Origin of the sequence: Ralstonia condita (genome assembly GCF_958405655.1) — a bacterium.
In the GTDB taxonomy this organism is placed as follows: domain Bacteria; phylum Pseudomonadota; class Gammaproteobacteria; order Burkholderiales; family Burkholderiaceae; genus Ralstonia; species Ralstonia condita.
The window spans coordinates 49,570-75,239 of record NZ_CATYWO010000008.1; the positions used below are offsets into that span (position 1 = coordinate 49,570).

Annotated in this window: 24 protein-coding genes; 17 read left to right on the forward strand and 7 right to left on the reverse strand. The window is 66.6% G+C overall.

The features are described 5' to 3' along the window. Nucleotides 1-141: 141 nt before the first annotated feature. Nucleotides 142-1,449, reverse strand: a complete 1,308-nt coding sequence (locus R2N03_RS19085; protein WP_316659420.1) for a M20/M25/M40 family metallo-hydrolase — start codon at nucleotides 1,447-1,449, stop codon at nucleotides 142-144. 186 nt (nucleotides 1,450-1,635) lie between these two features. Between R2N03_RS19085 and R2N03_RS19090 the strand changes: the two genes are divergently transcribed. Next, nucleotides 1,636-2,430 carry a DUF1835 domain-containing protein gene (locus tag R2N03_RS19090; RefSeq protein ID WP_316659421.1) on the forward strand — a complete coding sequence of 265 codons (795 nt, stop codon included), beginning with the start codon at nucleotides 1,636-1,638 and terminating at the stop codon, nucleotides 2,428-2,430. A gap of 116 nt (nucleotides 2,431-2,546) precedes the next feature. Here R2N03_RS19090 and kefC read toward each other — a convergent pair whose 3' ends face one another. Then, nucleotides 2,547-4,487: a glutathione-regulated potassium-efflux system protein KefC gene (gene kefC / locus R2N03_RS19095; protein WP_316659422.1), complete on the reverse strand. Its 1,941-nt coding sequence runs from the start codon at nucleotides 4,485-4,487 to the stop codon at nucleotides 2,547-2,549. A gap of 21 nt (nucleotides 4,488-4,508) precedes the next feature. After that, nucleotides 4,509-5,066: a glutathione-regulated potassium-efflux system oxidoreductase KefF gene (gene kefF / locus R2N03_RS19100; RefSeq protein WP_316659423.1), complete on the reverse strand. Its 558-nt coding sequence runs from the start codon at nucleotides 5,064-5,066 to the stop codon at nucleotides 4,509-4,511. 404 nt (nucleotides 5,067-5,470) lie between these two features. Between kefF and R2N03_RS19105 the strand changes: the two genes are divergently transcribed. From R2N03_RS19105 to R2N03_RS19115, 3 genes are all read left to right on the forward strand, one after another. Continuing rightward, nucleotides 5,471-6,166, forward strand: coding sequence for a GNAT family N-acetyltransferase (locus R2N03_RS19105; protein ID WP_316659424.1), 696 nt, complete (start codon nucleotides 5,471-5,473; stop codon nucleotides 6,164-6,166). A 256-nt stretch (nucleotides 6,167-6,422) separates the two neighbouring features. Continuing rightward, nucleotides 6,423-8,051: a methyl-accepting chemotaxis protein gene (locus tag R2N03_RS19110; protein ID WP_316659425.1), complete on the forward strand. Its 1,629-nt coding sequence runs from the start codon at nucleotides 6,423-6,425 to the stop codon at nucleotides 8,049-8,051. Between the two features lie 23 nt (nucleotides 8,052-8,074). Beyond that, nucleotides 8,075-8,323, forward strand: coding sequence for a hypothetical protein (locus R2N03_RS19115; protein ID WP_316659426.1), 249 nt, complete (start codon nucleotides 8,075-8,077; stop codon nucleotides 8,321-8,323). A 30-nt stretch (nucleotides 8,324-8,353) separates the two neighbouring features. On the opposite strand, the gene R2N03_RS19120 is transcribed toward R2N03_RS19115, so the two are convergent. Next, nucleotides 8,354-8,842 (reverse strand): Lrp/AsnC family transcriptional regulator, encoded by a 489-nt coding sequence (locus R2N03_RS19120; RefSeq protein ID WP_024977367.1) that lies wholly within the window; start codon nucleotides 8,840-8,842, stop codon nucleotides 8,354-8,356. Between the two features lie 156 nt (nucleotides 8,843-8,998). On the opposite strand from R2N03_RS19120, the gene hppD reads away from it, so the two are divergent. Next, nucleotides 8,999-10,105 (forward strand): 4-hydroxyphenylpyruvate dioxygenase, encoded by a 1,107-nt coding sequence (gene hppD, locus R2N03_RS19125; RefSeq protein ID WP_316659428.1) that lies wholly within the window; start codon nucleotides 8,999-9,001, stop codon nucleotides 10,103-10,105. 121 nt (nucleotides 10,106-10,226) lie between these two features. On the opposite strand, the gene R2N03_RS19130 is transcribed toward hppD, so the two are convergent. Next, nucleotides 10,227-10,844, reverse strand: a complete 618-nt coding sequence (locus tag R2N03_RS19130) for an EF-hand domain-containing protein (protein WP_316659429.1) — start codon at nucleotides 10,842-10,844, stop codon at nucleotides 10,227-10,229. A gap of 138 nt (nucleotides 10,845-10,982) precedes the next feature. Further along, nucleotides 10,983-11,666 (reverse strand): type II secretion system protein N, encoded by a 684-nt coding sequence (locus tag R2N03_RS19135; RefSeq protein ID WP_316659430.1) that lies wholly within the window; start codon nucleotides 11,664-11,666, stop codon nucleotides 10,983-10,985. Nucleotides 11,667-11,841: 175 nt separating this feature from the next. On the opposite strand from R2N03_RS19135, the gene gspG reads away from it, so the two are divergent. The 11 genes from gspG (at nucleotide 11,842) to gspF (ending at nucleotide 23,304) form a co-directional block, all read left to right on the forward strand. Then, nucleotides 11,842-12,312, forward strand: coding sequence for a type II secretion system major pseudopilin GspG (gspG, locus tag R2N03_RS19140; protein WP_316659431.1), 471 nt, complete (start codon nucleotides 11,842-11,844; stop codon nucleotides 12,310-12,312). A 25-nt stretch (nucleotides 12,313-12,337) separates the two neighbouring features. Further along, nucleotides 12,338-12,826 carry a GspH/FimT family pseudopilin gene (locus tag R2N03_RS19145; RefSeq protein WP_316659432.1) on the forward strand — a complete coding sequence of 163 codons (489 nt, stop codon included), beginning with the start codon at nucleotides 12,338-12,340 and terminating at the stop codon, nucleotides 12,824-12,826. After that, complete coding sequence (gspI, locus tag R2N03_RS19150) at nucleotides 12,823-13,203, forward strand: type II secretion system minor pseudopilin GspI (protein ID WP_316659433.1); 381 nt, start codon at nucleotides 12,823-12,825, stop codon at nucleotides 13,201-13,203. The genes R2N03_RS19145 and gspI overlap by 4 nt, the downstream gene beginning before the upstream one ends. After that, nucleotides 13,184-13,936: a PulJ/GspJ family protein gene (locus R2N03_RS19155; RefSeq protein WP_316659434.1), complete on the forward strand. Its 753-nt coding sequence runs from the start codon at nucleotides 13,184-13,186 to the stop codon at nucleotides 13,934-13,936. The genes gspI and R2N03_RS19155 overlap by 20 nt, the downstream gene beginning before the upstream one ends. A gap of 1 nt (nucleotide 13,937) precedes the next feature. Further along, nucleotides 13,938-15,008 carry a type II secretion system minor pseudopilin GspK gene (gene gspK, locus R2N03_RS19160; RefSeq protein ID WP_316659435.1) on the forward strand — a complete coding sequence of 357 codons (1,071 nt, stop codon included), beginning with the start codon at nucleotides 13,938-13,940 and terminating at the stop codon, nucleotides 15,006-15,008. Nucleotides 15,009-15,168: 160 nt separating this feature from the next. Further along, complete coding sequence (gene gspL / locus R2N03_RS19165) at nucleotides 15,169-16,584, forward strand: type II secretion system protein GspL (RefSeq protein WP_316659436.1); 1,416 nt, start codon at nucleotides 15,169-15,171, stop codon at nucleotides 16,582-16,584. A 10-nt stretch (nucleotides 16,585-16,594) separates the two neighbouring features. After that, nucleotides 16,595-17,167: a type II secretion system protein M gene (locus tag R2N03_RS19170; protein ID WP_316659437.1), complete on the forward strand. Its 573-nt coding sequence runs from the start codon at nucleotides 16,595-16,597 to the stop codon at nucleotides 17,165-17,167. 17 nt (nucleotides 17,168-17,184) lie between these two features. After that, a complete protein-coding gene (locus R2N03_RS19175; protein ID WP_316659438.1) occupies nucleotides 17,185-18,027 on the forward strand; it encodes a type II secretion system protein N in 843 nt (280 codons plus the stop codon). 37 nt (nucleotides 18,028-18,064) lie between these two features. Then, complete coding sequence (gspD, locus tag R2N03_RS19180) at nucleotides 18,065-20,485, forward strand: type II secretion system secretin GspD (RefSeq protein WP_316659439.1); 2,421 nt, start codon at nucleotides 18,065-18,067, stop codon at nucleotides 20,483-20,485. Between the two features lie 28 nt (nucleotides 20,486-20,513). After that, the gene (gene gspE, locus R2N03_RS19185; protein ID WP_316659440.1) at nucleotides 20,514-22,070 is read left to right on the forward strand and encodes a type II secretion system ATPase GspE; all 1,557 of its coding nucleotides are present in this window, start codon (nucleotides 20,514-20,516) and stop codon (nucleotides 22,068-22,070) included. 22 nt (nucleotides 22,071-22,092) lie between these two features. Beyond that, on the forward strand, nucleotides 22,093-23,304 hold the full coding sequence (gspF, locus tag R2N03_RS19190; RefSeq protein WP_027680390.1) for a type II secretion system inner membrane protein GspF: 1,212 nt from the start codon (nucleotides 22,093-22,095) through the stop codon (nucleotides 23,302-23,304). On the opposite strand, the gene R2N03_RS19195 is transcribed toward gspF, so the two are convergent. Beyond that, on the reverse strand, nucleotides 23,285-23,980 hold the full coding sequence (locus tag R2N03_RS19195) for a pyridoxamine 5'-phosphate oxidase family protein (RefSeq protein WP_316659441.1): 696 nt from the start codon (nucleotides 23,978-23,980) through the stop codon (nucleotides 23,285-23,287). The genes gspF and R2N03_RS19195 overlap by 20 nt on opposite strands. A 91-nt stretch (nucleotides 23,981-24,071) precedes the next feature. Between R2N03_RS19195 and pdxR the strand changes: the two genes are divergently transcribed. Further along, nucleotides 24,072-25,547, forward strand: coding sequence for a MocR-like pyridoxine biosynthesis transcription factor PdxR (pdxR, locus tag R2N03_RS19200; RefSeq protein ID WP_316659442.1), 1,476 nt, complete (start codon nucleotides 24,072-24,074; stop codon nucleotides 25,545-25,547). Nucleotides 25,548-25,670 lie beyond the last annotated feature (123 nt).

The window sequence follows — 25,670 nt, forward strand, 5'->3', positions numbered from 1 at the left end:
CTCAATGGTCAGGGATGGCCCCTTCCCGCCGCGGGCCGCAGGCGCCGTCGCGATGATGCACCAAGGGAAGGCAAGCGCAACACCCGGCACGCCTGGCGAATAGAAGCCTGACGACCGCGAGTCTTAGAGCGGGCGCTGCGACTACCTGGTCGCGCCGGTGCGATCGCGCGAGACGTCCATCACCATGCGCGTCAGAAGATACAGCCGAGGCACGATCGAGTTCAGGTCCACATATTCGGCATCGTTCGAATGCGCGCCGAAGCTCGCCAGCCCGAAGCGCTCAATGACTGGGGCCCTGGTCTTCGCGGCAGCAAACGCGGCATCGGTGCCACCACCTTCGGCCCGGTCGTCAATCTCCAGCGTCTTGCCGAGTTCTCCGTAGATCTTCTGGGCGTGCTCGGCCAGCGCGCGCGACGCCGCCGAGGCTTCCAGGGGCGGGCGGCGGCGCTCGAACCTTGCCGTGACCAGCGTGTCGGGAATGAGCTTGTTCTTGATGCGCTCGTTGATGGTCTCTTCCAGCTTGTCGGCATCCGCCGCGCGCAGCAGGCGCACATCGGCCTGCGCGCTCGCCATTGCCGGAATCACATTGCGATTCGTCCCAGCCTGGGCCAGGGTCCAGTTGACCTTGAGGCCGGTCTGCGGATTGGACAGATCGCGCATCTGCAACACCTGGTGCGACAACTCGTACAGTGCGTTGCGCCCATGTTCCGGGGCACCGCCCGCGTGCGAGGCCTTGCCCTTCACGTCAAGCAGGATCGCTCCGATGCCGCTGGTCGCCAGCGACAGCTTGTCGGCGGTTACGCGTGTGCCTTCGCATGAAAATACGGCATCCTGCTCGGCGCCCAGCTTGGCCTGCACGGCGCGTGCGCCGGGCGAGCTGATCTCTTCATCGCCGTTGATCAGCACCGTGAGCGTGCCGTACTGCCGGAAATTCACGGCCTGCAGGATCGAGAGGGTGTGCAGGATGACCGCCACGCCGTTCTTGTCGTCGGCAATGCCGAGACCGTAGGCACGGTCGCCGTCGATGCGGAACGGCTGCTGCGCGAGCATGCCCTTGAGGTACACCGTATCCATGTGGGCAATCAGCATGATGTTGCGCTTGCCTTCGCCCCTGAAGCGCGCCAGCACCATCTTGCCGATCTTCTCGGGCGTATCGGCCATGCGGTAGGCGTGGTCGCTCGGGTCGATCAGCTTGACGTCACCGCCGAGCATGCGCAGGCGGTCGGCGATCACACCGGCAATCTTGTCCAGGCCGTCGATATCCTTGCTGCCGGACTCGATGGACACCAGTGTCTTCATGGTGTCGATCAGAGCGGGCTTTTCCTGTTGGGCGCGCTTGTAGATTTCTGCTGGCGGCACGGCGGCGGCCTGTCCTGCGGCAAGCAGACCGGCAAAAGCCAGCAGCAGCATGACGGGGCGCACGCGCTGCCCGAGCGTCGGGGCTCTCATGGATGGTTCCTCACCAGTTCTTCGTTATGGTCTGCAACAAAAACCGCGATTTTCGCATGCACGCCGGGCCCGTGCCGGCAATGGAATCCGCCCTTCGGATGGGCCCCATGACCCAGCGCAACGGAATACTGATAGACCTGCGCAAAACGAAAGCGCAGCGCTGACACTCTCGCTACAATTGCTGCCATGCAATACATCCATGTCGTCAACGGCGATGTTGCCGGCGCCACGCTCAAGCAGGCGCTCGCACAGGCTGGCCGCCCCGATTCCGTAGTGGTGTTGCGCGACGATCTCGCCGTCGGGCCGCTGGCCGACGTCGACAGCGTGGCGATGGCGCGCTCGGGCTTCTGGCAGCGTGTGGCTCCCAACAGCAACATCGATTTCGCCGCCGAGATGCGGGACGCGCTCGCCTCGCTGGCCGACCTGCGCGAAGCCACCACCGAAGTCGCGATCTGGCACGGTCAGAGCGCGTCGGACCAGCTCATGCTGCGCCGGGTGGCATTTCACCTGCACCAGTCACCCCAGCGCATCAACGAAGTCGGCATGGACGTGCGCGAACTCGAGACGCCCAACGGGCAGGGCCCGCTCACGACCATCGGCATGTATTCGGGCGCGCGGCTGGCGCGGCGGTTTTCGACCATCGCGCCGGTGTCCGTGCTGCGCATCGGCCGCCTGGCGTATGAGTGGCAGCAGACGGTGCGTGAAAACGCCGACGTGCGGCTCTGGAAGGGCAACACGCTGGTGCCGGTGTCGTACGGCACCGTCGACGAGGTGATCCTCGAGCACGTGCCCACCGACTGGGCCAGCGCGCGCGACGTGGTCGGCAGCATCATGGGCGCCATCGACGGCCTGCTCGCCAGCGACTGGTTCGTCTTCTGGCGCTGCCGCGAGCTGGTCGGGAGCGGCCAATTGCTCCTGCGCGGCGAAGCGGATTCGCTCGCCACCTGCGAGCTGCGCCGCAACGTGAGCGTGGCGGTCTGAGCCGATCCGCGCACGTCAAACTGCACCGCAAAAGAAGGGGCGCCCGGAGCGCTCCTTTTTCTTGGTCGGGTCGATTCGCGGCCGGTCCTCAGATCGATCCGGCGCGGACGGCAACGTCACCCCTCGCGGCGAATGCCCGCACGCGCCGGGCAGTCGATCGGCGCGACGGGTTCACCACCGTCGACCTCGTTGGCGGTCTCGGCGTCGGCGGGGGCGTTTTCCCCGGCATCACGTTCCCCGCCCTCACCCCACGGCATGCCGGATTCGCGCAGGCGCTTGCGCTGCACGCGGTCGCGTTGGAACATCTCGGCCAGTTCGTCGCGGCCTTGCTGGGCGAGTGAGACCAGTTTCTTTTGATCGCGGTAGACCGGATAGACCTGGTCCATCGAATTGAACGTGTGGCGGCGGAACGTCTGCGCGATGCGATGCGCTTCGTATGGCTCCTTGCCCAACCCCTCCAGCACGCGGCGGCCGAGCATGAGCGAGCCTTCGAACATCTCGCGCTCGATCACCTCCACGCCGCGGTCGCGCAACTGGTAGACGTGCGACACGTTGCGCGCCCGCACATACAGCTTCAGGTGCGGAAAACGCTCGCGTACGCGGTCGACCACCTCCAGGCTCGTCTCCATGTCGTCGATGGCGACCACCATCATGCGAGCCTTGTCGGCGCCGGCGGTTTCGAGCAGATCCATGCGCGCGGCGTCGCCATAAAAGACCTTGAAGCCGAAGCGGCGCAGCATGTCGATCTGATCGGGATCGTGGTCAAGCACGGTGGCACTGTAGCCCTGGCTGTAGAGCAGGCGCCCGACAATCTGCCCGAAGCGGCCGAATCCGGCGATGATGACCTGGTTGTCCTGCGGCTCGATGGCGTCGGGCGCGCGCTTCGCGCCGTCGATCAGGCGCGGCACGATCACCTTGTCGTGCAGGAGCAGCAAGAGCGGCGTGGCCGCCATCGACAGCGCCACCACGAGGTTCAGCGTTGCCGCCATCTCGGCGCCGAGCACGTCGCCGGCCACGCCGGGGCCGAACACCACGAAGGCAAATTCACCGCCCTGCGAAAGCAGGAACGCAAACAGCCACGCCTGCCGGCGCGCGATGCCGAAGCGCGTCGCCAGCACGCGCAATGCGCCGATCTTCACACCCAGAAATACCGCAACGAGGCCGATGACCGCCAGCGGCTGGCGCATCAGCACGCCAAAGTCGATCGACATGCCGACGGCCAGGAAGAACAACCCCAACAGCAGTCCCTTGAACGGCTCGATATCGGTCTCGAGCGCATGGCGGTATTCGGAATCGGCCAGCAGCACCCCGGCAATGAAGGCACCCAGCGCCATCGACAGGCCGACGCTCTGCATGAGCAGCGCAATGCCCACCACCAGCAGCAGCGAGAACGAGGTGAACATCTCGCGCATGTTGGTACGCGCAATCGCGCGCAGCACCGGCCGCAGCAGCGTGCGCCCGCCAAAGATGACAGCGGCGACCACCCCTACCGCCTTGGCCGCCGCCAGCCAGTGGTGGCCGCCGGCGCTGTCGCCGGTATCGGGCGCCAGCAGCGGGAGCAACGCGATCATCGGGATGGCAGCAATGTCCTGGAACAGCAGGATACCGAAGCTGGCCGTGCCGGCCGGGGTGCGCATGAGATTGCGCTCGGTGAGCGTGGCCAGCGCAATCGCCGTGGACGACAGCGCCAGCCCCATCCCCGCCACGACGGCCGCGCGCCACGGGTGGCCTACCGCCATCACCGCCAGCCCCACGGCCAGGGCGCATACCGCCAGCTGCAGCCCGCCGTAGCCGAAGATGCTGCGGCGGAGCGACCACAGCCGCGCCGGCTCCAGTTCGAGCCCGATCACGAACATCATCAGCACGACGCCGAATTCAGAGAAATCCAGGATCGACTGCACATTGGTGATCAGCCGCAGCCCCCAGGGGCCGACAATCACCCCGGCCAGCAGGTAGCCGAGCACCGAGCCCAACCCTAACCGGCGCGCCAGCGGCACTGCCGCCACCGCCGCAGCCAGGTAGATGACAAAGTTGACGAGCAGGTCGTGCGATTGCATGGGCAAAAGACTCGGAATGTGTCAGGCGGGTCGACCCTGAACAGCGGGCAGCCACGGCCGCAGCGCGGCACGGACCGCGTCGATATGGGCTTTGATGACTTCGGGCGTCGCGTCGTCGGCGTCGTGCAGCACGTGCGGCGGCTGCCACTGCATCCCGCACAGCACGGCGGTCTGCTGAAGCGGGAGCAGGAACGTGTCGAACGTGTGGCCATGGATGCCTGCTTCACTGTAGGCCTGCGCACGGCCGCCCGTGGTCGCCAGCACCATGAGGTGCTTGCCGCGCAGCGCCGTGCCGCCGGGACCATAAGCCCAGCCCATCTCCAGCACCACGTCCAGCCACTCCTTGAGCAGCGACGGTGTCATGTACCACTGCACCGGAAACTGGAAAACGATCAGCTCCGCCGCTTCCACCGCCGCCTGTTCAGTGCGCGCGTCGATGTCGAAATCCGGGTACCGCCGGTAAAGATCATGGATCGCGACGCCCGGCAGACTGGCCAACGCATCGGCCAGCGGCTTGTTGACGCGCGAACGGCGTGGCGCAGGATGCGCATAGATCACAAGAATTCGCGGTGGGGTCATGGTAAATCGGGAGGCGGGACGGCTTGAACGCGCATCTTCGCACGGCTAATGTGCAGCGGCATGGTAGATGCCGCGCGAAGGACCGTCGGGTGGCGTACGCGCCATCCGGACCGCGCAAGCGGTTGAAACGTCTCTTTTTTGCGCGTTGCAATAACCGTCGTTGTTGACGCACCACAAACCCTGACAGCCCTTACCACTGCGATAAATCAATGACTTATCGAGAAAACCTGGCAGCAGACTGACGCCAGCCTTACGGGAAATCCCTGATTGCACTACAATGGCATTGTGCATTGCACAACATGCGACATGTACCCGGTCGCGTGCTCCGCAGACGCCATCCGCGCCTGCGTCCGAACACTACCGCGCCCACGAGGGAGGGCGCGATCATCACAGGAAACGTTGTCGTGAACCCGCTCGAACTGAGCAAGGCCATCGGCGTCGTCACCCAGGGCGACATCGACAAGACTGAAGCGGCACATGGGGCACCGCGCTCCACCGTGCTGGTGCGCGAGCTTGCCGCGCACCATCGGTCGCGCCTGCTCAAGCATCTGCTTGCCCTGGGTCAGGAAGACCGCCTGCTGCGTTTCGGCCAGGTAGTGGGCGATCACGTGATCGAGGCTTACGTCGACAGCATCGACTTCGACCACGACAAGGTCTTTGGTGTCTACGACGACCGCCTGGAACTGGTCGGTGTGGGCCACCTCGCCTACCTGCGCGATAACCCGCAGGGCCGCGTGGCGGAGTTTGGCGTGTCAGTGTCGGAATCGGCACGCGGCAAGGGCGTCGGCAGTGCGCTGTTCCAACGCGCTGCCATCCATGGACGCAACACCAAGGTGCGCACGCTTTACATGCATTGCCTGTCGCGCAACGCGGCCATGATGCATATCGCCAAGAAGGCTGGCATGCGGGTGCAATACGCCTATGGTGAAGCGGATGCCTACCTGGAGCTGCCGCCCGCCGATACGATGAGTCTGCTGACGGAAGCCATTGACGAACAAGTGGCCGATCTCGACTACATGCTCAAGCGCAACCTGCGCAATGCACGCCGTTTCGGCCAGCGCTTCTGGCGCTCGCTGGTGCCGCTCAAGCGCACGGTCTGACCGCACCCCACAGATGAAACGCCCGGCCTTGACCGGGCGTTTTTCTTTGGCACCGCGCATTTCCATTTCGCGCAATTTAATGCAAGCCATTTCATTGCACGAAGATCAGCTAAAAATATTCTATTTATCCGTCATGCCATTTTTTGATTTTCTCGCGACCCGCCAATCCTTATTTTCAAGAATTTGATTTAAACCACTCAAGCTCCCGCCAGACCGTTCGTTAGAGCAGTCGTTATCGATTAAGACGGGGATGATCATGCGGTTTTCGCAAATGAAAGTGGCTACTCAACTGGCGTGGGGATTTGGCCTGACGATGGGCCTGCTTGCGCTTCTGATGGTGTTCAGCCTGCAGCGCATGTCCGATTTTCGGAAGCTCATGGAGGAAACCACGGAAATCAACGCGGTCGAAGCCAAGCTGGCCGCCAAAATGTATAGCAGCGTGACCGAGCGCGCCCTCGCCTATCGGAACATCATGCTGCTTACCGAAAATGATGAAATCCGGATCGAGCTGAAGCGTATCGAAACCCAGGAGCGCTTATACAGCGAAGCGGCAGACAAGCTCGGCCGGATGTTCGATACGTTGCCCGGCACCACGGCGGATGAGAAAACCCTGTTCGCCCAGGCCCGGCACCAGGCCGAACTGGCGGCGCCGTTCGTGTCGCGCGTCAAGGCGCTGATTGCGGGCGGCCGCAAGGACGACGCCTATCGGGTACTTCGCTTCGAATTCCGTCCGGTGCAGCGCGCCTGGTGGGATCAGCTCGCCAAACTGCAGGCCTTCGAAGAGAAGCTCAACGACGAAAACACCGCCCGCGCCAAGGCCAGCTATATCGACTCCCGCAACTGGCTGCTGGCGCTCAGCGGCGTCGCGCTGCTGGTCAGCCTGACAGCCAGCCTGCTGATTACACGGGGCCTGATCCGCAAACTCGGCGGAGAGCCGGGCACGGTGGCCGACATCGCGGGCCAGATCGCGGGCGGCAACCTGGCCGTGGCCATTCACACCCGCAACGACAACGACGCCAGCCTGATGCACGCAATGAAACGCATGCGCGACAGCCTCGCCGCCATTGCCGAGCAGGTCCATACCAGCACCGACACGCTGGCCACCGCGTCGGAGCAGATTGCCACCGGCAATTTCGATCTTTCCACCCGCACGCAGGAGCAGGCGTCTGCCCTCGAGGAGTGCGCGGCGTCGATGGAAGAACTCAACGCCACCGTCAAGCAGAACGCCGACCACGCACGCCAGGCGAATCAGCTCGCTACCGTGGCGGCAGACGTTGCGGCGCAAGGCGGCACGGTCGTGGCCCGCGTGGTCGACACCATGGGCGCGATCAGCGCGTCGGCGCGCAAGGTGAGCGAGATCATCGGCGTCATCGACAGCATTGCGTTCCAGACCAACATCCTCGCGCTCAATGCGGCAGTCGAGGCGGCACGCGCCGGCGAGCAGGGCCGTGGCTTTGCCGTGGTCGCCAGCGAGGTGCGGGGGCTGGCGCAGCGCTCGGCAGCCGCCGCCAAGGAGATCAAGCTGCTCATCAACGACTCCGCCAACCATGTAGACGCCGGAAACGCACTCGTCGTGCAGGCGGGCGCGACCATGCAGGATGTCGTCACCAGCATCCACCGCGTGACAAGCATCGTGACGGAAATCATGGGCGCGACAGACGAGCAGGCCAGCGGCATCGATCAGATCCACCGGGCCATCTCGCAGATGGACGAGGTCACACAGCAGAACGCGGCGCTGGTTGAAGAAGCGGCGGCGGCAGCCGAGTCGATGCGCGAACAGTCCAGCCGGCTGGTGAGCGTGGTCAGCGTTTTCAAGCTGACCGACGCCACCGCGACCGCAGTCCCGCGCTTCGGCAATCGCCAGCCCGCCCTGTTGCCGGCCTGATGCGGAGGCTGCCGCGATCATGGATGAGCCTGCCGCTCGGCGGCATGGCCCGCGACGACGATGCGCGGCGCATCGCGGCGGATAGTCGCGTACCGGCCGACATGCTTGATGCCGCGCGCGAGGGGTCTGAAGCCCGCCGGCAACAAGGCGCCGACGCATTGGCACCCCCAGACAGCAACGCGCACGCGGACCCGGCACCCGGCACCCGGCACCCGGCACCCGGGCGCAAAGCATGCGTCAACCCGCAAGAAGATCGGTCGGCCCAGCCGTGAGGCAGTGGCCGATGCCTGCCCGACGTTGCCTCAGACCACCACCGGCAGCGCTGTCGTGTCCTTGATCCGCTCCAGCGCAAAGCTGCTCTTCACATCGATGACCGCCGGGTGCGCGAGCAGCTGGTCGCGGATGAAGCGCGCAAAGTGCTCCATGTCTTCCACGAACACCTTGAGCAGGTAATCCATCTCGCCGGTCATGGCGTAGCACGTCACCACCTCGGGCCACGTCGCCACAGCCGCGCGAAAATTGTCGGACGGGCCTTTCCCTTTGGGCGCACCGCCCTGCTTTTCCAGCCGCACGTTGATGTAGGCCGACAGCCCCAGCCCGATCTTGGTCGGGTCGAGCAGCGCGGCGTATTGGCGGATCACGCCGGACTCTTCCAGGCGGCGAATGCGTCGCAAACACGGGCTGGGCGACAGATTCACCCGCTCGGCGACTTCGAGGTTGGTGAGGCGGCCGTTGTTCTGCAGGACTTCCAGGATCTTGCGGTCGATCTTGTCGAGTTCCACTTTATTCATTTTTGTTGCTCCGCACCAATTAATTCGGCAATTTTCTTGCGCAAATTTAGCAAGGTGGGCACAACTTCGCAATTTTTGCTTGGAGGGACACTCCTACACTGCGAGGATCGTCAAAGACCTGAGCGCTCCAGAGCGCGCCCCCACAGGAGACTCACCATGCAATTCACGCCTTGGGAAAACCCGATGGGCACCGCCGGTTTCGAATTCATTGAATACGCCGCGCCGGACCCCGTTGCCATGGGCAAGCTGTTCGAGAACATGGGCTTTACCGCCATCGCGAAGCACCGTCACAAGAACGTGACGCTGTATCGCCAGGGCGAGATCAACTTCATCATCAACGCCGAGCCGGATTCGTTCGCGCAGCGCTTTGCGCGCCTGCACGGCCCGTCGATCTGCGCGATCGCGTTTCGCGTGCAGGACGCCGCGTTCGCCTACAAGCGCGCGCTGGAACTGGGCGCATGGGGCTTCGACACCCACAGCGGCCCGATGGAGCTGAACATTCCGGCCATCAAGGGCATCGGCGATTCGCTGATCTACCTGGTGGACCGCTGGACCGGCAAGAACGGCGCCAAGCCCGGCGACATCGGCAACATCAGCATCTACGACGTCGATTTCGTGCCCATCGCGGGCGCCAACCCGAACCCCACCGGGCACGGCCTGACCTACATCGATCACCTGACGCACAACGTCTACCGTGGCCGCATGAAGGAATGGGCCGAGTTTTACGAACGCTTCTTCAACTTCCGTGAAGTGCGCTACTTCGACATCGAAGGCCAGGTCACGGGCGTGAAGAGCAAGGCGATGACGAGCCCGTGCGGCAACATCCGCATCCCCATCAACGAGGAAGGGACGGAGAAGGCCGGCCAGATCCAGGAGTACCTGGACATGTACCACGGCGAGGGCATCCAGCACATCGCACTGGGTTCGACCGACCTGTTCAAGACGGTGGACGCACTGCGCGGACAGGGCATCAAGCTGCTGGACACCATCGACACGTATTACGAACTGGTCGACAAGCGTATCCCCGGCCATGGCGAAAACGTGGCGGAACTGAAGACGCGCAAGATCCTGATCGATGGCGCGCCGGGCGACCTGCTGCTGCAGATCTTCTCCGAGAACCAGCTCGGCCCGATCTTCTTCGAGTTCATCCAGCGCAAGGGCAACCAAGGTTTTGGCGAGGGCAACTTCAAGGCGCTGTTCGAGTCGATCGAACTCGACCAGATGCGCCGCGGTGTTCTCAAGGCCGACAAGCAGCCCGCCTGAAGGCCCTCCACATCAGGCATGCTGTACTCACACCCCGGTGGTTCGCCATCGGGGTATTTTTTTGCGCGCATGAAAAACGGCGCCCGAAGGCGCCGCGGATGGCATTGCGATGGCGCGGGGATTATTCGCCCTTCGTGGCCGCCGGGCCGCCCGGCATGCCGGCGGCTGCCGGCGTGTTCTTTTGGGCCTGGCGGGCATCGTGGCGCGCCTTCATGTAAGCGCGGATCTCGTCCGGCGTGATCTTGCCGTCGTGGTTGGCGTCGATCTGGTCGAAGTTCTTGGCCAGGCGCGGCATGCCGGCCTGGACTTCATCCTTGGTCAGGGCGCCGTCGCCGTTCTTGTCGGCGGCCTTGAACCTCGCGTCGAAGCGCTGTGCCAGCTTCCCGCGCATTTCACCGCGGTGCGCCTTGTGCCAGGCGGCCAGTTCATCCTTGCTCAATTGGCCGTCATGGTTGGTGTCGATCTGGTCGAAGTTCTTTTCCAGCCAGGCGTGACCCTTGGCCTCATCGCGGGATACCTGACCGTCGCCGTTTGTGTCGATGGCTTTCAAGCCACCGTGGCGTCCGGGCCCGGCCATACGCGAACCGGCTTGCGACGCCGGTGCAGCCGGTGCCGCGGCCGGTGCTTGCGCGCTGGCGGTGGGTGCGCTGGCCTCTTGCGCACGAGCGTCCGTTCCCGACATGGCCAGGAACAGGGCCGAGGTGGCGAGGAAGGCTTGAACAGCACGTTTGTTGGTCATGGTCAGCTCCTTTTCATATGGACTGTGTAGCGGATTAGAACCTGACAATGCCAGCGTGTTGCCGTGTTTTACACGCTGTTACCGCAATGACATGCGCTGTAATATCGCCCGACCAGTGCTTCGGGAGCCGCGAAAAGCCTACTGCTGGGGCGGCGGCTGGCCGATATCGCTCTTGCGCGCTGCGGCAGCCGCACGATGGCGCGGGCCGGCGATGCCGCCCACAGGGTTGGAAGCCTCTTCGCCCGTATTGATTTGCGGCGGGGCGATCGGCAGCATGGCCCCCGGCATCGCCGTGTTGGCGGGGTTGTTGGGGACAGCCGGTGCAGGCGGCACCGCCGGTGTCGCCAGCGGCGCGGCTGCACCCGACGGCGGCAGTGGCAACGACGGCACATGGCGGCTGGCCGGCGACACGCCCGCCACGGCACTGGCCGGCAGTGGAATCTCTTGGCGGACGCCGTTGCGCTCGATCACCACCGAGCGCGCCTTGATCTCCACCAGCTTCAGATTGGGCGACAGCGACTTACCGGCGCGCACGGCTTGCGGGGGCCCGCCGTCCACAGAAACGATCGCCGCGCCGCTGCCATCGGCCAGATCGGCCACCACGCCCGCCACCTGGACATCGCGCGGGCCATTCTGAGGGCCACCCCCAAACAGCGTGACGGCGGCGCCGGTCTCCAGCGCGTCGGTCTGCGCCACGCGGGCCTCGCGCGGCACAGACAGCGAGCGCAGCGACGACAGCGTCAGCACCCAATGCGTCAACAGCGCGCACAGGGCAGCAAACAGTACAAGACTGAGCAGGCGGGACGACTGTTGAGCGTTCATGAAACGTGGTGATCCACCGTGAGCATGCGCTGATTCTATCCGGCCTTCATGCCGGTTCGGTGAACCATTGGAAGACTGCGTCGAAACGCCGGAACCTCACCCCCCCGGGGTGCGGTCTATGTTCATATGTCACAGATATACTGTGTTCCTTCTTCTTATTGCCGACTCTCTCGCCATGATGCAAGGCCAACTTCGCTCATCTTTGCGCCAACGCGCCCTCGCCCGCGGCGCGGCGCGCGGTTTCACCCTGATCGAAATCATGGTGGTGGTGGTGATCCTGGGCATTCTTGCCGCGCTGGTGGTGCCCAAGATCATGAGCCGCCCGGACGAGGCGCGCATCATCGCCGCCAAGCAGGACATCGCTTCCATCTCGCAGGCACTCAAGCTCTATCGACTGGACAACGGGCGTTACCCGACCACCGAGCAGGGCATTGGCGCGCTGGTCAGCAAGCCCACCACCGAACCGATCCCGAACAACTGGAAGGCAGGCGGCTATCTGGAGCGCCTGCCCAAAGACCCGTGGGGCCACCCGTACCAATACCTGAACCCGGGCGTCCGCGGCGAAGTGGACATCTTCAGCTTCGGGGCCGATGGTCAGGCCGGCGGCACGGGCAACGACGCCGACATCGGCAACTGGGACAACTGAGCCCAACCCGCCCGAACCGCACATCATGTCCGGCCAAGCCCGCCGTCGACAGCTTCCACGCGGCTTTACGCTGCTGGAGCTGCTTGTCGTGGTGGTCATCATCGGCATCGTGCTGGGGGTGGTGGCCGTCAACGCCACGCCCAATCCGCGCTCGCAGCTGGCGGACGACGCCCAGAAGCTGGCCCGCCTGATCGAGCTCGCGCAGGAAGAGGCCCAGCTCACCTCGCGGCCCGTGGCGTGGGAGGGCGATACGCAAGGCTGGCGCTTCTTTGAATCGACCCCCAATGGCTGGCAGCCGCTCACGCGGGACGTGCTGGCGCCTGGCCACTGGCGGCAACCGATGGATCAGGTGCAGATCGTCGCAGGAACCGCCGCGGCGCCCGGTGCGCCGCAGCGGCTGGTCTTCGGCCGCGAAGCCATCGGGTTGCCATGGCGCGTGGCGCTCACGGCGCGGGGTTCACGCGTGGATGTGGTCTCCGATGGCGGCCCCCGCGTGCTGACGGAAACGCAATGACCCGCGCGCGTGGTTTCACCCTGCTTGAAGTGCTCGTCGCGCTGACCATCGTGGCGGTGGCACTCACCGCCACCATGCGGGCCATGGGCGGCATGACCAACGCCAGCGAATCGCTGCAGACGCGCATGATCGCGACGTGGAGCGCCGAGAACCACCTGGCCAATCTGCGCCTCGCTCACGCCTTCCCCGACCCGGGCGCCCGCGGCTTCGCCTGCCCGCAGGGCGATACACCGCTGTGGTGCGAAGAGACCATCGCCACCACGCCCAACCCGGTATTCCGCCGCGTGGAGGTGTCGGTCTATCCGGACGCCACCAAGTCCGTCCGCCTGGCCTGGCTCGTCACCCTGCTACCCAACGATGCGCGCAATGTCTTCTGACCGGCCCGCCCCGGGCGGGAACCGCGGCGCGCACGGCTTCACGCTGCTGGAGCTGCTGGTGGCGATCACGCTGCTGGCCATCCTGGCCGTGATCGCCTGGCGCGGGCTGGACAGCATGACCCGCACGCACGAGGCGCTGGCCCAGCGCGACGAACGCATCGAAGCCCTCAAAACCGTCTACGCCCAGTTCGATGCCGATTGCACGCAGCTGGCCGATCCGAACACGCTGTCGCGCTCGCCCGTGGAAGTGGGCGCCAACCGCGTGCTGCTGGTGCGAGATCGCCGCGACGACGGGCAGCCGCCTGCATGGCAGGTGGTGCTCTATCGCATCGTCGATGGCCGTCTCGAACGCCTGCAGAGCCCCCCCATCACCAACCGCAGCGACCTGCGGGGTGCGCTCGACACCCTGCGCCAGGGCGGCGCCAATGCGGCGCGCTATCTGCTGGCCAGCAATGTCGACGGCATCAGCGCGCGGGCCTGGGTCGAACCCGGCGGCTGGATGGACAACACAGGTGCGCTGTCGGCGGCGCTGTTTCCGGCGGGTAGCAATACGACCACGCTGACGGGCCTGCCATCGGCCTCCACGCCTGCCGCCTCCGATGTTTCGGCCAACACCCCTAGCGTGGTGGTGCCGGCGGCCTCGGTGCGCGCGGTGGAACTGGTCCTGCTCGTGCGCATGACGCCGCAGGGCACGCCGCAGCGCTTCACGCGCATCTGCATGACGGGGCTCTGACATGGCGCGACGCTCCCGACCGCTTCGTCTCCGTGATGTGCGCCAGCGCGGCGCGGCCATCATCACCGCGCTGCTGGTGGTCACGCTGGCGGTGGTGATCGTCTCGGGCATGCTGTGGCGCCAGCAGGTGGAGATCCGCGCGGTGGAAAACCAGCGCCTGAAAGCGCAGGCCACGTGGATCGCGCGGGCAGGTATCGACTGGGCCCGCCTCATCCTGCGCGACGACCAGCGCCGCACCGGCGCCGTCGACCATCTCGGCGAGATCTGGGCGGTGCCGATCCAGGAAACCAAGCTGTCGGACTTCCTCGGCAGTTCGCTGCGCACAGACACCGCGGGCGAGGAGTCGTACCTGTCGGGCCGCATCTTCGATGCCCAGGCACGCTTCAACCTGATGAATCTGCTACGGACGCGGACGCTGGGCACGCGCACCATCGTTGCCGGTCGCGACAAAGGCGGCATCAAGGCCTACGGACTGCTGTTGCAATCGCTCAACATCGACCCGAGCCTGGCCGACGTCACGGCAAGCTATCTGGCGCAGATGCTGGGCGGCTTCCAGTCGCTCGACGCCAGCCAGGGCGGCCAGCCAGGCAGTGACGAAGGCGCGGGCAGCGGCAATGGCGGCAACGGGCCCCGCCCGCTGGATGACGTCGACAGCCTGCTGACCATCCCCGGCTACACGGCGGACATGATCGCCAAGCTGCGCCCCTACGTGATCGTCCTGCCCACCCGCACCCAGATCAACGCCAACACCGCCAGCGCCGAAGTGCTGGCCGCCGTCATCCCCAACCTGAGCCTGGACCGCGCACGCGCGCTGGTGCAGGCCCGCGACCGCGCCTACTTCCGCAACATCGGCGATGTCACCAACCAGCTGCGCGGCGTCGCACCGGGGGCCGACAGCACCGCTGCCGCCAACCTGCTCGACGTGCAGACGCACTACTTCCTGGTCTACGGCATGGCGCGCCACGAGCGTGCCCAGATCGGTGAAGTGGCGCTTGTTTCACGTGGCGATCCGGTCAACAATAATGCGACCCGTATCGTCTGGGTACGCCGCACGGACGGCATACCGTCATGACGGCGCGGCCATATCCTCCAACAGGCGTAGGCGTCGCTTGTAGACAGACCCAGGCCTTCGCCGTATTGTCATCCGCATCGTTCAGCATCGCGGGTTTTGCGCGATACGGCGGCTCCGTTGGTACCTCGCATCCCAGTTCTCAAATCAATCGAGGAGCGGTTTGACGACCTCCCTGTACGTGCGCCTGCCGCACCGGCCCATTCAATCGCCCGAGCGCTGGTCGGCGGGCGCACTAGCCTCCGTGCCCTTCGCACTGGTGCGCGAGGAAGGCGCGCAAGGGCCCCAGCGCATCGTGCGCGAGGGCACGTCGCGCCCTGACGACCTGCCGGCAGCCGACCGCCTGATCCTGCTACTGCCGGCCGCCGACGTGCTGCTGGTCCCCGCCAACGTGCCCCCCCTGGCCCTGCCCAAGCTGCGCCTGGCGCTGCCCAACCTGGTGGAAGACCGCCTCGTGCAGGACGCCCAGCAATGCCATATCGCCCTGGGCCCGCGCCTGACTGCCGCACCCGCACGCGGCTGGCGCGCCCGGGAACCGCAGTCGCGCGCGCTGATGGTGGCCGATCGCGCATGGGTACGCTTCATCCTCGACACCTTCGGGGCGCACAGGCACCGCGCATGTCATCTAGTGCCTGCGCAGCTTTGCCTGCCGTTTGAAACGCCTGCGGCGCTTGCGCCTCGCGTGGAGGCCGCCACCGAGGCAGAGCGCGCCGAGCCGTCGCTCGATGCGCCTGCTGAACCCGCGGCCACGGAAGCCGCCTCGGCTGGCCTTGCGCCAGCCACCATTGCGCTCGACGCCGCACCGCCGTCCGACCCAGACGCCCCCGCTGCCGTCGACATCACCGTACGCATCGGCCCCGCCGGTGGCTACGGCCTGCGGCTGATGCCTGCCAACGTCGCCAGCTGGCTGGCCATTGCGCCGGCCCCTGCCACGCTGATGGTGTCGCCCGCACTGCGCGAACTGGCGCCCAGCCTGTCGGCCGACCCCGCTGCCGCCGCACTCGACTGGACGGCCTGGGCTGCCGGGGCGCGCGCCGCGCTCGCGTCGGGTGAAGCCGATCTGTGCCAGTTTGATTTCGCCAACGGCGGCATGGCCAGCGTGGACTGGCGCCGCTGGCGCCTGCCGATCGCGCTGGCGGCGCTGATCGTGGTCGTGCAGCTCATCGGCATGAACGCACGCTGGCTCACGCTGCGCGCCGAGCAAAAGCGGCTCGACGCGGCCATGCGGACGCAGCTGCAAACCGCCTTCCCGAATACGCCGGTGATTCTCGACCCGCCCGCGCAGATGCGCCGCCAGGTCGAGCAGCTTCGTCTGGCGGCCGGAAAATCCGCGCCGGAAGATTTCCTGCCGCTGGCCGATCGATTTGCCCAGGCCGCCACGGGGCTTGCGCCCGATGCGCTGCTCGCGCTCGACTACCACGGCCGCGCGCTGACCGTGACGCTCAAGGACGGCACCGACACCAGCGCCCTGCGCACCGCCGCCCGCAACGTCGGCCTGAACATGGACACCGCCGAGGCGCCGCGCGGCGCAGAAGCAACCGTACCCGGCTCGCGCTGGACGGTCACCATCGCCCAATAACGACGACGCCATGGCGACTTCCCCCTCCTCCGCTTCCGGCGCATCCGCCTCTCGCCGCCTGCCGCGCTTTGGCGTGCCAGACCCCGTGCGCGACGCAGCCACCACGTTCTGGATGCAGCGCGAACCTCGTGAACGCCGCATCCTGGCTGGCGGCGGCGTGATCCTGCTGCTCGTCATCCTGTATCTCCTGCTATGGGAGCCCGCCTTCGAAGGCCAGCGCCGTATCGAAAAGGCCCTGCCGCAAATGCGTAGCCAACTGGCCGAAATGGAGACGCTGGGCCAGGAAGCGCGCGGACTCTCCGCCATCGCCGCCGCCCCGGTGCCGCATGGCGCCGAGCTGCAACAGGCGCTCACGACCAGCCTCAGCAACCACGGCCTGAAAGCCATGCGCATGGCCCTGTCGGGTGAGAGCGTGCAGGTGCAGCTGGACAAGGTGCCATTCGGCGCGGTGGCCGAGTGGCTGCAGGAAGTCAGGCAGGCCCAGCGCATGAAGGTGATCGACGCGAACATCAAGTACGTCGGCGCCACCGCCCTGGTCAACGTGACGGCGACGCTGCAAGGCCCCGCCGCCTCAGGCCACTGACGGATCGCCCCGTGCCAATGGGAATCGAATCTCTGCCACCGCTGCGCATCCGCCGCCGCGCCGATGCCGACGAGCGCGCGAGCCTCGGCTGGCGCGTGCTCTGGTGTGTCGTCGCGCTGTTGGCCGTGGCGGCGACGCTGATTTCACAGTATCCGGCCGCATGGGCCGCGGAGCGCATTGCGCAGGCCACCGGGCGGCGTGTCTTGCTGGCCGACAGCCAGGGCAGCATCTGGCATGGCAGCGCCACGCTGGCGCTCACGGCAGGCAATGGCGGCGCAGATGCGACCGTGCTGCCCGGACGGCTGTCGTGGTCGATCGACATGCTGCCCCTGCTCACCGGCACCCTGCGCGCGCACATCGCGCACGACCACGCACTGGAGCAGCCGGTCGCGCTGACGCTGACGCCAGGGCACTGGCAGGCGGAGCCCGGTGCGGTCAGGCTGCCGGCCTCGCTGCTGGAGGGCATTGGCGCGCCGTTCAATACGCTCAAGCTCGACGGCCGGCTGCGTGCGAGGTGGACGCCCCTGTCGGGCGAATTCGGACGCGGCAAGGGGCGTCCGGACACGGTCCAGGGCGCGCTGACCGTCACGCTTGAGCAGGTATCATCCAGCCTCAGCCGGGTGCGGCCGCTGGGCAGCTACCAGACCGTCGTGTCGTTTGGCGGCGCGGCCGGCGGCCCTGTGCAACTGGCACTGTCCACGCTGGCGGGGCCGCTGACGCTGCAGGGTCAGGGCACCCTCGGCCAGGGCGCACATTTTGACGGCGTGGCCAGCGCCACGCCGGCGTCGGAACCGCAATTGATCGGCCTGTTGAGCCTGCTCGGCCCGCGTGACGGGTCGCACTATCGACTACGCTTTTGATTCCCAAGCCGGCGCGCGAGCCAGCGTGCCGACAACCATGAACGAGACCATGCACAACGCCTCTTCCCGACTCACCGTTCGCGCCATCGTCCTGGCATGCTGCGCAACAATGGTGGCCGGCTCGATGCCCGTCTACGCTGCCCCGCCGGCATCTGCCGCGTCTAGCCAGAATGGCAATCCGGGCGATGAGGTCTCGCTCAACTTCGTCAATGCCGACCTGGATTCCGTGGTCAAGGCCGTGGGCCAGGCGACCGGGAAGAACTTCATCGTCGACCCGCGCGTCAAGGGCACCGTCAACCTCGTCACCGAAAAGCCGGTGACGCGCGCGCAGGCGCTGGAATCGCTGGGCTCGATCCTGCGCATGCAGGGCTACGCGATTGTCGAGGGCAACGGCTTTACCAAGGTCGTGCCCGAGGCCGACGCCAAGCTGCAGGGCTCGCCCACCTCGGTGGGCTACGCGGGCAGCCGCGGCGGCGAGCAGGTCGTCACGCAGGTCTTCCGCCTGCAGCATGAGTCGGCCAACAACCTCGTGCCGGTGCTGCGCCCGATGATCGCGCCCAACAACACGATCACCGCCTACCCGGCCAACAACACGCTGGTCATTACCGATTACGCCGACAACCTGCGCCGCATCGGCCGCATCATCGCCTCGATCGACACCCCGGCCGCCGGCGAGACGGAGCTGATTCCGCTGAAGAACGCCGTGGCCATCGACGCGGCCGCCACGCTGCAGAAGCTGCTCGACCCGTCGGCTGGTGGCGTGGGCGGTGCGGGCGCCGGCGCCGCATTGTCCGACCCGAGCCTGCGCACTGCGATCGTGGCCGAGCCGCGCTCGAACAGCGTGATGATCCGCGCCTCGAGCGCAGCACGCCTCGCACAAGCCAAGCAACTGATCGCCAAGCTGGATGTGCCGGCCGCACGCCCGGGCAACATCTGGGTGGTGCCGCTCAAGAACGCCAACGCGGTGCAGCTGGCGACCACCCTGCGCGCCATCGTGGCGGCCGACGCCACCCTGTCGGCATCGCAGTCCAGCGGCCCGGGCGGCCAGAGCGCCTCGCAAGGGGCCACCTCCCAGCCCGCCAGTGGCACGACGGGCTCGCAGTCGAGCCAGAACACGCAGTCCACCAACTACGGCGGCGGTTCCGGCTCGGGCAGCGGCATGGGCAGCGGCAACTCGTCATTCCGGGCGTCGTTCGGGCAGAGCAACACGCCCACCACGGGCGGCATCATCCAGGCCGATCCGGCCACCAACGCGCTCATCATCACCGCCAGCGAACCGGTCTACCGCAACCTGCGCGCCGTGATTGACGATCTGGACGCCCGCCGGGCGCAGGTCTACATCGAATCGATGATCGTTGAAGTCACGTCCGACAAGGCCTCGCAGCTCGGCATCCAGTGGATGGTCGGCGCGGGTGGACCGAACACCTACGGCTTTGGCGGCACGAACTTCGGCAGTGGCGCCGGCAACATCCTGAACCTCGGGGCCATTGCCGCCACCGTAGGCACCGGCGGCATCGGCAGTACGGCCGCGCAAACCGCCATCGGCACCATCACGGGCAGCAATGTGTCCGGGCTGAATGGCGGCAACTTCGGCGTCTTCAACAAAGCCACGGGCCTCGGGGCGATCCTGTCGGCGCTCGGCTCGGACGGCTCGGTCAACGTGCTCTCCACACCCAACCTGATCACGCTGGACAACGAGGAAGCCAAGATCCTCATCGGCCAGAACGTGCCGATCACCACCGGCTCGTATGCGCAGACCGGCAGCGCGGCGTCGGTCACGCCGTTCCAGACGTTCGATCGCAAGGACGTGGGTATCACGCTGCGCGTGAAGCCGCAGATCACCGACGGGGGGCTGGTGAAGATGCAGATCTTCCAGGAGTCGTCGGCGGTGGTGAACGGCACGCAGAACGCCGTGCAGGGGCCGACGACCAACGTGCGGTCGATCGAAACCAACGTGCTGGCCAACGACGGCCAGATCGTCGTGCTCGGCGGCCTGCTGGAAGACAACTACCAGGACGGCGAGCAGAAGGTGCCGGGCCTGGGCGACATTCCCATCCTGGGCGCGCTGTTCCGCTCCGAGACCAAGCAGCGCAAGAAGACCAACCTCCTGGTATTCCTGCGTCCGATCATCCTGCGCACGGCCGAGGCCACAGGTGCGCTGTCGGACAACCGCTACAACTACATGCGCGACACGCAGCAGGGCTTTGTCTCGCCCAACGTGCTGCCGACCACCTCCGACAAGGACACGCCGGTGCTGCCCTCGCCCGAGACCGTGCGCCCCGCCGTCAATTACGGCGATGTGAGCGTCGTGCCGCAAGGCACGCCGGGCGTGCAGGTGCCCCCTGGCGCCCCGATGCCGATGCCGCAGGGCACCACCCGCAGCCAGCCGCGCCTGCAGAACTTCGCGCCGCCCATCTCGGGCGGCTACGATGCCAACGCACCGCGCAACGGCGGCTGACGCGACGTGGGCCGCGAAGGATAGAACCATGGCAACCCAAGCTCCCACCACCGACGCCCGCACGCTGGAGCCGCCCTCGCAGTCGGCCGTGCGGCTGGTGCCGTACGCCTTTGCACGGGACGCCAAGCTGCTCGTCGCCCGGCAGGACATCGATACGCTCGAAGTGTGGGTCTGCCCGGAAACGTCGCGCACGGCACTGGCCGAACTCGGCCGCGTGTTCGGCGCGCTGCAGCTCGTGACGCTCGACACGGCAGCACTGTCTACCGCCACGCAGACGGCCTACAACGCGCAGGACGGCAGCGCCGCCCAGGTGGTGGGCGAAGTGGAAGGCGAAGTCGACCTCTCGCGCCTGATGCAGGACATCCCTGCCGTGGAAGACCTGCTCGAGTCCGAAGACGACGCACCGATCATCCGCATGATCAACGCGCTGCTCACGCAGGCCGCGCGCGAAGGTGCATCGGATATCCACATCGAGCCGTTCGAGAATGCCTCCGTCGTGCGCTTCCGGGTGGACGGCACGCTGCGCGACGTCGTGCGCCCCAAGAAGGCGCTGCACGGCGCGCTCATTTCGCGCATCAAGATCATGGCGCAGCTCGACATTGCCGAGAAACGCCTGCCGCAGGATGGCCGCATCACGTTGCGCGTGGGCGGCCGCCCCGTGGACGTGCGTGTGAGCACCCTGCCCACCGGCCACGGCGAGCGCGCAGTGCTGCGTCTGCTCGACAAGGAAGCCGGCCGGCTCGATCTCGGCAAGCTCGGCATGGGCGCCGGCACGCTGGCGCGCTTTGACCACCTGATCAACCAGCCGCACGGCATCGTGCTCGTCACCGGCCCGACGGGTTCAGGTAAGACGACCACGCTGTACGCGGCGCTGTCGCGGCTCGATTCCGCTTCCACCAACATCATGACGGTGGAAGACCCGATCGAATACGACCTCGACGGCATTGGCCAGACGCAGGTCAACCCGAAGATCGACATGACGTTCGCCAAGGCCCTGCGCGCCATCCTGCGCCAGGACCCGGACGTGGTGATGATCGGGGAAATCCGCGACCTGGAAACCGCGCAGATTGCCGTGCAGGCCTCGCTGACGGGCCACCTGGTGCTGGCGACGCTGCACACGAACGATTCGGCCTCCGCCGTGACGCGCCTGATCGACATGGGGATCGAACCGTTCCTGCTGTCGTCGTCGCTGCTGGGTGTGCTGGCGCAGCGGCTGGTACGCCGCCTGTGCGTGCATTGCCGCCGCGAAGAAGTGCTCGAACTCACGCCTGCCGAGGTGGAAGCCGTGGCCGGCACGCTAGTTGCCGATGGCGTGGCACCCGCCGCACCGGCACGCAAATCGGTGTGGCACCACGTCGGCTGCGACCGTTGCAACCAATCCGGCTATCAGGGCCGCACTGGCGTGTACGAGCTGCTGACCGTCACGCCCGAGATCCAGACGATGATCCACCGCCAGGCCGCTGAATCCGAGATCAAGGCGTTCGCCATCGGGCAGGGTATGCAGACCATGCGCATGGATGCACAGCGCTGGATCGACACGGGCGCCACGTCGCTGGAAGAAGTGCTGCGAGTCACACGTGACTAAGCCGCGATTACACGAATAGCGCATGCCAGCCTTCCGCTACGAAGCCGCCGACGCCACCGGCAAGACCGACAAGGGTGTCATCGAAGCCGACAGCGCGCGTCAGGCGCGCACGCTGCTGCGTGCACGCGGGCTGACGCCGCTGCTGGTCGACGCGCTGGGCGCGCAGGCCACCAAGCGCGGCGGGTCGAGCTTCGGCAAGCGGCTCTCGGCGCAGGAAAACGCGCTTGTCACCCGTCAGCTCGCCAGCCTGCTGGTGGCGGGCCTGCCGCTCGATGAAGCGCTGGCCGCGCTGGCCGATCAGGCCGAACGCGCGTACGTCGGCGAACTGCTCGCGGCCATCCGCGCGGAAGTGGTGGGCGGCAGCTCGCTGTCGGTGGCGCTGGCGCAGCATCCGAAGGATTTTCCCGACATTTATCGCGCCCTCGTTTCAGCGGGCGAGCACTCCGGCAACCTCGGCCTCGTCCTCTCCCGCCTGGCCGACTACATCGAGAGCCGCAACGCGCTCACATCGAAGATCAAGCTGGCATTCACGTATCCGGCCATCGTCACGGTGGTGGCATTTGCGATCGTGATCTTTCTGCTGTCATATGTGGTGCCGCAGGTGGTCAGCGTGTTTGCCAACACCAAGCAAAAGCTGCCGACGCTCACGATCATCATGCTGTGGCTGTCGGATTTTGTGCGGAACTGGGGCTGGCTGGCAGCGATCGTGCTGGCGGCCATTGGCGTGCTGATCCGCAATCTGCTCAAGCAGCCGGCGTTGCGGTTGTCGTGGCACAAGTGGCTGCTGACAGCGCCGCTGTTCGGCAAGCTCGTTCGCGGTTACAACACAGCGCGCTTTGCCAGCACGCTGGCCATTCTGACGAGTGCCGGCGTGCCGATCCTGCGCGGGCTGCAGGCCGCGGGCGAGACGTTGAACAATGTCGCGCTCAAGACCAATGTGGAGGATGCGTCCACGCGCGTGCGTGAGGGCACGTCGCTGGCGCGCGCGCTGGCGGCACAGAACCAGTTTCCGCCGGTGCTGGTCCACTTGATCCGCTCCGGCGAAGCAACCGGCAATCTGCCGGCGATGCTGGAGCGCGCGGCGCAGGGTGAAGCCCAGGAGCTGGAACGCCGTACGCTGTTCCTCACCGGCCTGCTCGAACCCGCGCTGATCCTGACGATGGGCGTGGTGGTGCTGCTGATCGTGCTGGCGGTGCTGATGCCGATCATCGAAATCAATCAGCTGGTGCATTGATGACCGCGCTGGCAACGGGGACGCGTGCGCTGTCCTGCCATTCCCGCACGTAGGCCGGCGTGCCAGCCGGTGCCGCATCCACCACGGGCGGCAATGGCAGCAATGCCATCGGCAATACGCCCGCCCAGACCGGCAGGTCGAGATCGTCGTCGTCATCCTTCGGGCCGCCAGTCCTGACCTTGCAGGCCGCCTCGTCGAGCGGGATGCGCAGTACGGTCGTCGCGGCCAGCTCCTTGGCGTTACCACGGCGCGCCTCCCGAGAGCGGCCGGGCGCCAGGATCTCCATGAACGCGTCAAGGGCCCGTGCCTTCTGGTCATCCGGCACAACCTCGAACACCCCGTAGACGACCGCCGAGCGATAGTTCATCGAGTGGTTGAACGCCGAGCGCGCCAGCACGAGGCCATCCAGATGCGTGACCGTCACGCACACCTGTGCGCCGCTGCCTGCCAGCCTGAGCATGCGGCTACCGTTAGCGCCGTGGATGTAGAGGTGATCGCCTTCCCGCCAGCATGCGGTGGGAATGCAATGCACGCCATGCCCATCGGCAAAGGCGACGTGACAGACGAAGGCTGCGTCGAGGATGGCGTGCAGCGTCGGCCCATCGTAATGGCCGCGCTGGGCGACGCGCCGCACGCGTGTACGGTCGGTGGATGGCGTGGCTTCGATGGTGGACATGCAAGGCTCCAGCGGGCGATCGATGTGCCGACGATAAAAAATCCGTGGCACCATGCGTAGACCCACAGAAATCCCCAACCTTGGAGCCACGATGGATTACGGCGTCCTGCTGTCGACCTACGAGCGCGCCGCTGCGCCGGGCAAGGCGGAGGGCGCAGCACGCCCCTCGCAACAGCACAGGCTGTACGCCTGCCTGCGCGCGGCCATCCTCAGTGGTCAGATCGAGGAAGGCACACGGCTGGCACCCTCGCGCTCCCTGGCAGAAGAACTGGGTATCGCGCGCAACTCGGTGCTCTACGCCTATGAGCAACTGGCGGCGGAGGGTTTCGTGAGCAGCAGGCGGCAGGGCACGGTGGTTGCGCGCGTCGGATTGCAGCAGGCCCCTGTGCGGGCGGCGGAGGTGGCGCCGCGGCTGTCGCGCCGGGTTGCCAGTCTGGAACGACCGAGCGCCGAGATGAACGATCTGCTGCCCTTCCTGCCCGGCACGCCGGCTCTGGATGCATTTCCGTTACCCCAGTGGCGCCGCTGCATGGAGCGCGCCTGGCGCCGTGTCGGTCCGGGACACCTCGGCTATGGGTCGGTCGAGGGCAATGCAGCGCTGCGCCAGGCCGTCGCGGAGTACCTGCGCATCTCGCGCGGGGTACGTTGCGACGCGGCACAGGTCTTCATCACCGAGGGCACCCAGAACAGCCTGGACCTGTGCGCCCGCACGCTGGCCGACGCCGGCGACATTGCCTGGATCGAAAACCCCGGCTACTACGGCGCACGCGCCGCATTCCAGGCCGCAGACCTGCGTCTGGCACCCATCGACGTAGACGCCGACGGCCTGGCCCCCCGGGGTGAGGATTGGCGTAACGCCACGCCCCGGCTCATCTACATCACGCCGTCGCACCAGTATCCGCTGGGCGCCGTGATGAGCCTGGAAAGGCGACTCGCGCTGATCCAGCAGGCGCGCGCAGCGGGAGCATGGATCATCGAGGACGACTACGACAGCGAGTTCCGCCACAGCGGTGCGCCGCTGTCTGCTGTGCAAGGGCTCGCCGCGGACGCGCCGGTGGTCTACCTGGGCACCTTCAGCAAGGTGCTCTTCCCTGCGCTGCGGCTCGGTTACATGGTGGTGCCGCCCGCGCTCGCGCCGGTGCTGCGCAAGGCGGCGGGCGCGGTGATCTTGCGCGGGCGTGTCGCCGAGCAGCTCGCGCTGGCCGAGTTCATCGAGGCGGGGCACTTCACGCGGCACCTGCGCCGCATGCGACGCCTGTATGGCGAGCGCCGCGACGCGCTGCGGGCGGCGATCGAGCAACACCTGGCCGGCTTGGTGACGGTGTCCGGCGGCGCGGGGGGCATGCACCTGTCCGCGCGGCTCGACGCGCCCGTGCGCGATACCGAGGTCAGCCGCGTCGCACGCGAGCACGGAATGGTGCTCCGGCCGCTGTCGCGCTTCTGCCTGCCGGGAACGCTCACCGCGCAGTACAACGGCCTCGTGCTCGGCTATGGCAACGTCGCCGCCGACGCGATGGACGGCCTCGTCATGCGCATGCGCGACGTGATCGAAAGCGTGATGGGGTGACTCCGCCGGGGCCGGTGCACCGCCTCGCAACCCGGTGCAGGATCATTGTCCGGCGGGTACGACCGCAAACGTTGCATGCACCGCACAACCGGCGCAACCGCCCTCGCCAAGGCTGCTCAAGCG

What these genes read in the sequence shown, in the direction of transcription:
- R2N03_RS19085 (WP_316659420.1), bottom strand. Translation starts at nt 1,449, where the DNA reads ATGAGAGCCCCGACGCTCGGGCAGCGCGTGCGCCCCGTCATGCTGCTG.
- R2N03_RS19090 (WP_316659421.1), top strand. Translation starts at nt 1,636, where the DNA reads ATGCAATACATCCATGTCGTCAACGGCGATGTTGCCGGCGCCACGCTC.
- kefC (WP_316659422.1), bottom strand. Translation starts at nt 4,487, where the DNA reads ATGCAATCGCACGACCTGCTCGTCAACTTTGTCATCTACCTGGCTGCG.
- kefF (WP_316659423.1), bottom strand. Translation starts at nt 5,066, where the DNA reads ATGACCCCACCGCGAATTCTTGTGATCTATGCGCATCCTGCGCCACGC.
- R2N03_RS19110 (WP_316659425.1), top strand. Translation starts at nt 6,423, where the DNA reads ATGCGGTTTTCGCAAATGAAAGTGGCTACTCAACTGGCGTGGGGATTT.
- R2N03_RS19115 (WP_316659426.1), top strand. Translation starts at nt 8,075, where the DNA reads ATGAGCCTGCCGCTCGGCGGCATGGCCCGCGACGACGATGCGCGGCGC.
- R2N03_RS19120 (WP_024977367.1), bottom strand. Translation starts at nt 8,842, where the DNA reads ATGAATAAAGTGGAACTCGACAAGATCGACCGCAAGATCCTGGAAGTC.
- hppD (WP_316659428.1), top strand. Translation starts at nt 8,999, where the DNA reads ATGCAATTCACGCCTTGGGAAAACCCGATGGGCACCGCCGGTTTCGAA.
- R2N03_RS19130 (WP_316659429.1), bottom strand. Translation starts at nt 10,844, where the DNA reads ATGACCAACAAACGTGCTGTTCAAGCCTTCCTCGCCACCTCGGCCCTG.
- R2N03_RS19135 (WP_316659430.1), bottom strand. Translation starts at nt 11,666, where the DNA reads ATGAACGCTCAACAGTCGTCCCGCCTGCTCAGTCTTGTACTGTTTGCT.
- gspG (WP_316659431.1), top strand. Translation starts at nt 11,842, where the DNA reads ATGATGCAAGGCCAACTTCGCTCATCTTTGCGCCAACGCGCCCTCGCC.
- R2N03_RS19145 (WP_316659432.1), top strand. Translation starts at nt 12,338, where the DNA reads ATGTCCGGCCAAGCCCGCCGTCGACAGCTTCCACGCGGCTTTACGCTG.
- gspI (WP_316659433.1), top strand. Translation starts at nt 12,823, where the DNA reads ATGACCCGCGCGCGTGGTTTCACCCTGCTTGAAGTGCTCGTCGCGCTG.
- R2N03_RS19155 (WP_316659434.1), top strand. Translation starts at nt 13,184, where the DNA reads ATGCGCGCAATGTCTTCTGACCGGCCCGCCCCGGGCGGGAACCGCGGC.
- gspK (WP_316659435.1), top strand. Translation starts at nt 13,938, where the DNA reads ATGGCGCGACGCTCCCGACCGCTTCGTCTCCGTGATGTGCGCCAGCGC.
- R2N03_RS19170 (WP_316659437.1), top strand. Translation starts at nt 16,595, where the DNA reads ATGGCGACTTCCCCCTCCTCCGCTTCCGGCGCATCCGCCTCTCGCCGC.
- R2N03_RS19175 (WP_316659438.1), top strand. Translation starts at nt 17,185, where the DNA reads ATGGGAATCGAATCTCTGCCACCGCTGCGCATCCGCCGCCGCGCCGAT.
- gspD (WP_316659439.1), top strand. Translation starts at nt 18,065, where the DNA reads ATGAACGAGACCATGCACAACGCCTCTTCCCGACTCACCGTTCGCGCC.
- gspE (WP_316659440.1), top strand. Translation starts at nt 20,514, where the DNA reads ATGGCAACCCAAGCTCCCACCACCGACGCCCGCACGCTGGAGCCGCCC.
- gspF (WP_027680390.1), top strand. Translation starts at nt 22,093, where the DNA reads ATGCCAGCCTTCCGCTACGAAGCCGCCGACGCCACCGGCAAGACCGAC.
- R2N03_RS19195 (WP_316659441.1), bottom strand. Translation starts at nt 23,980, where the DNA reads ATGTCCACCATCGAAGCCACGCCATCCACCGACCGTACACGCGTGCGG.
- pdxR (WP_316659442.1), top strand. Translation starts at nt 24,072, where the DNA reads ATGGATTACGGCGTCCTGCTGTCGACCTACGAGCGCGCCGCTGCGCCG.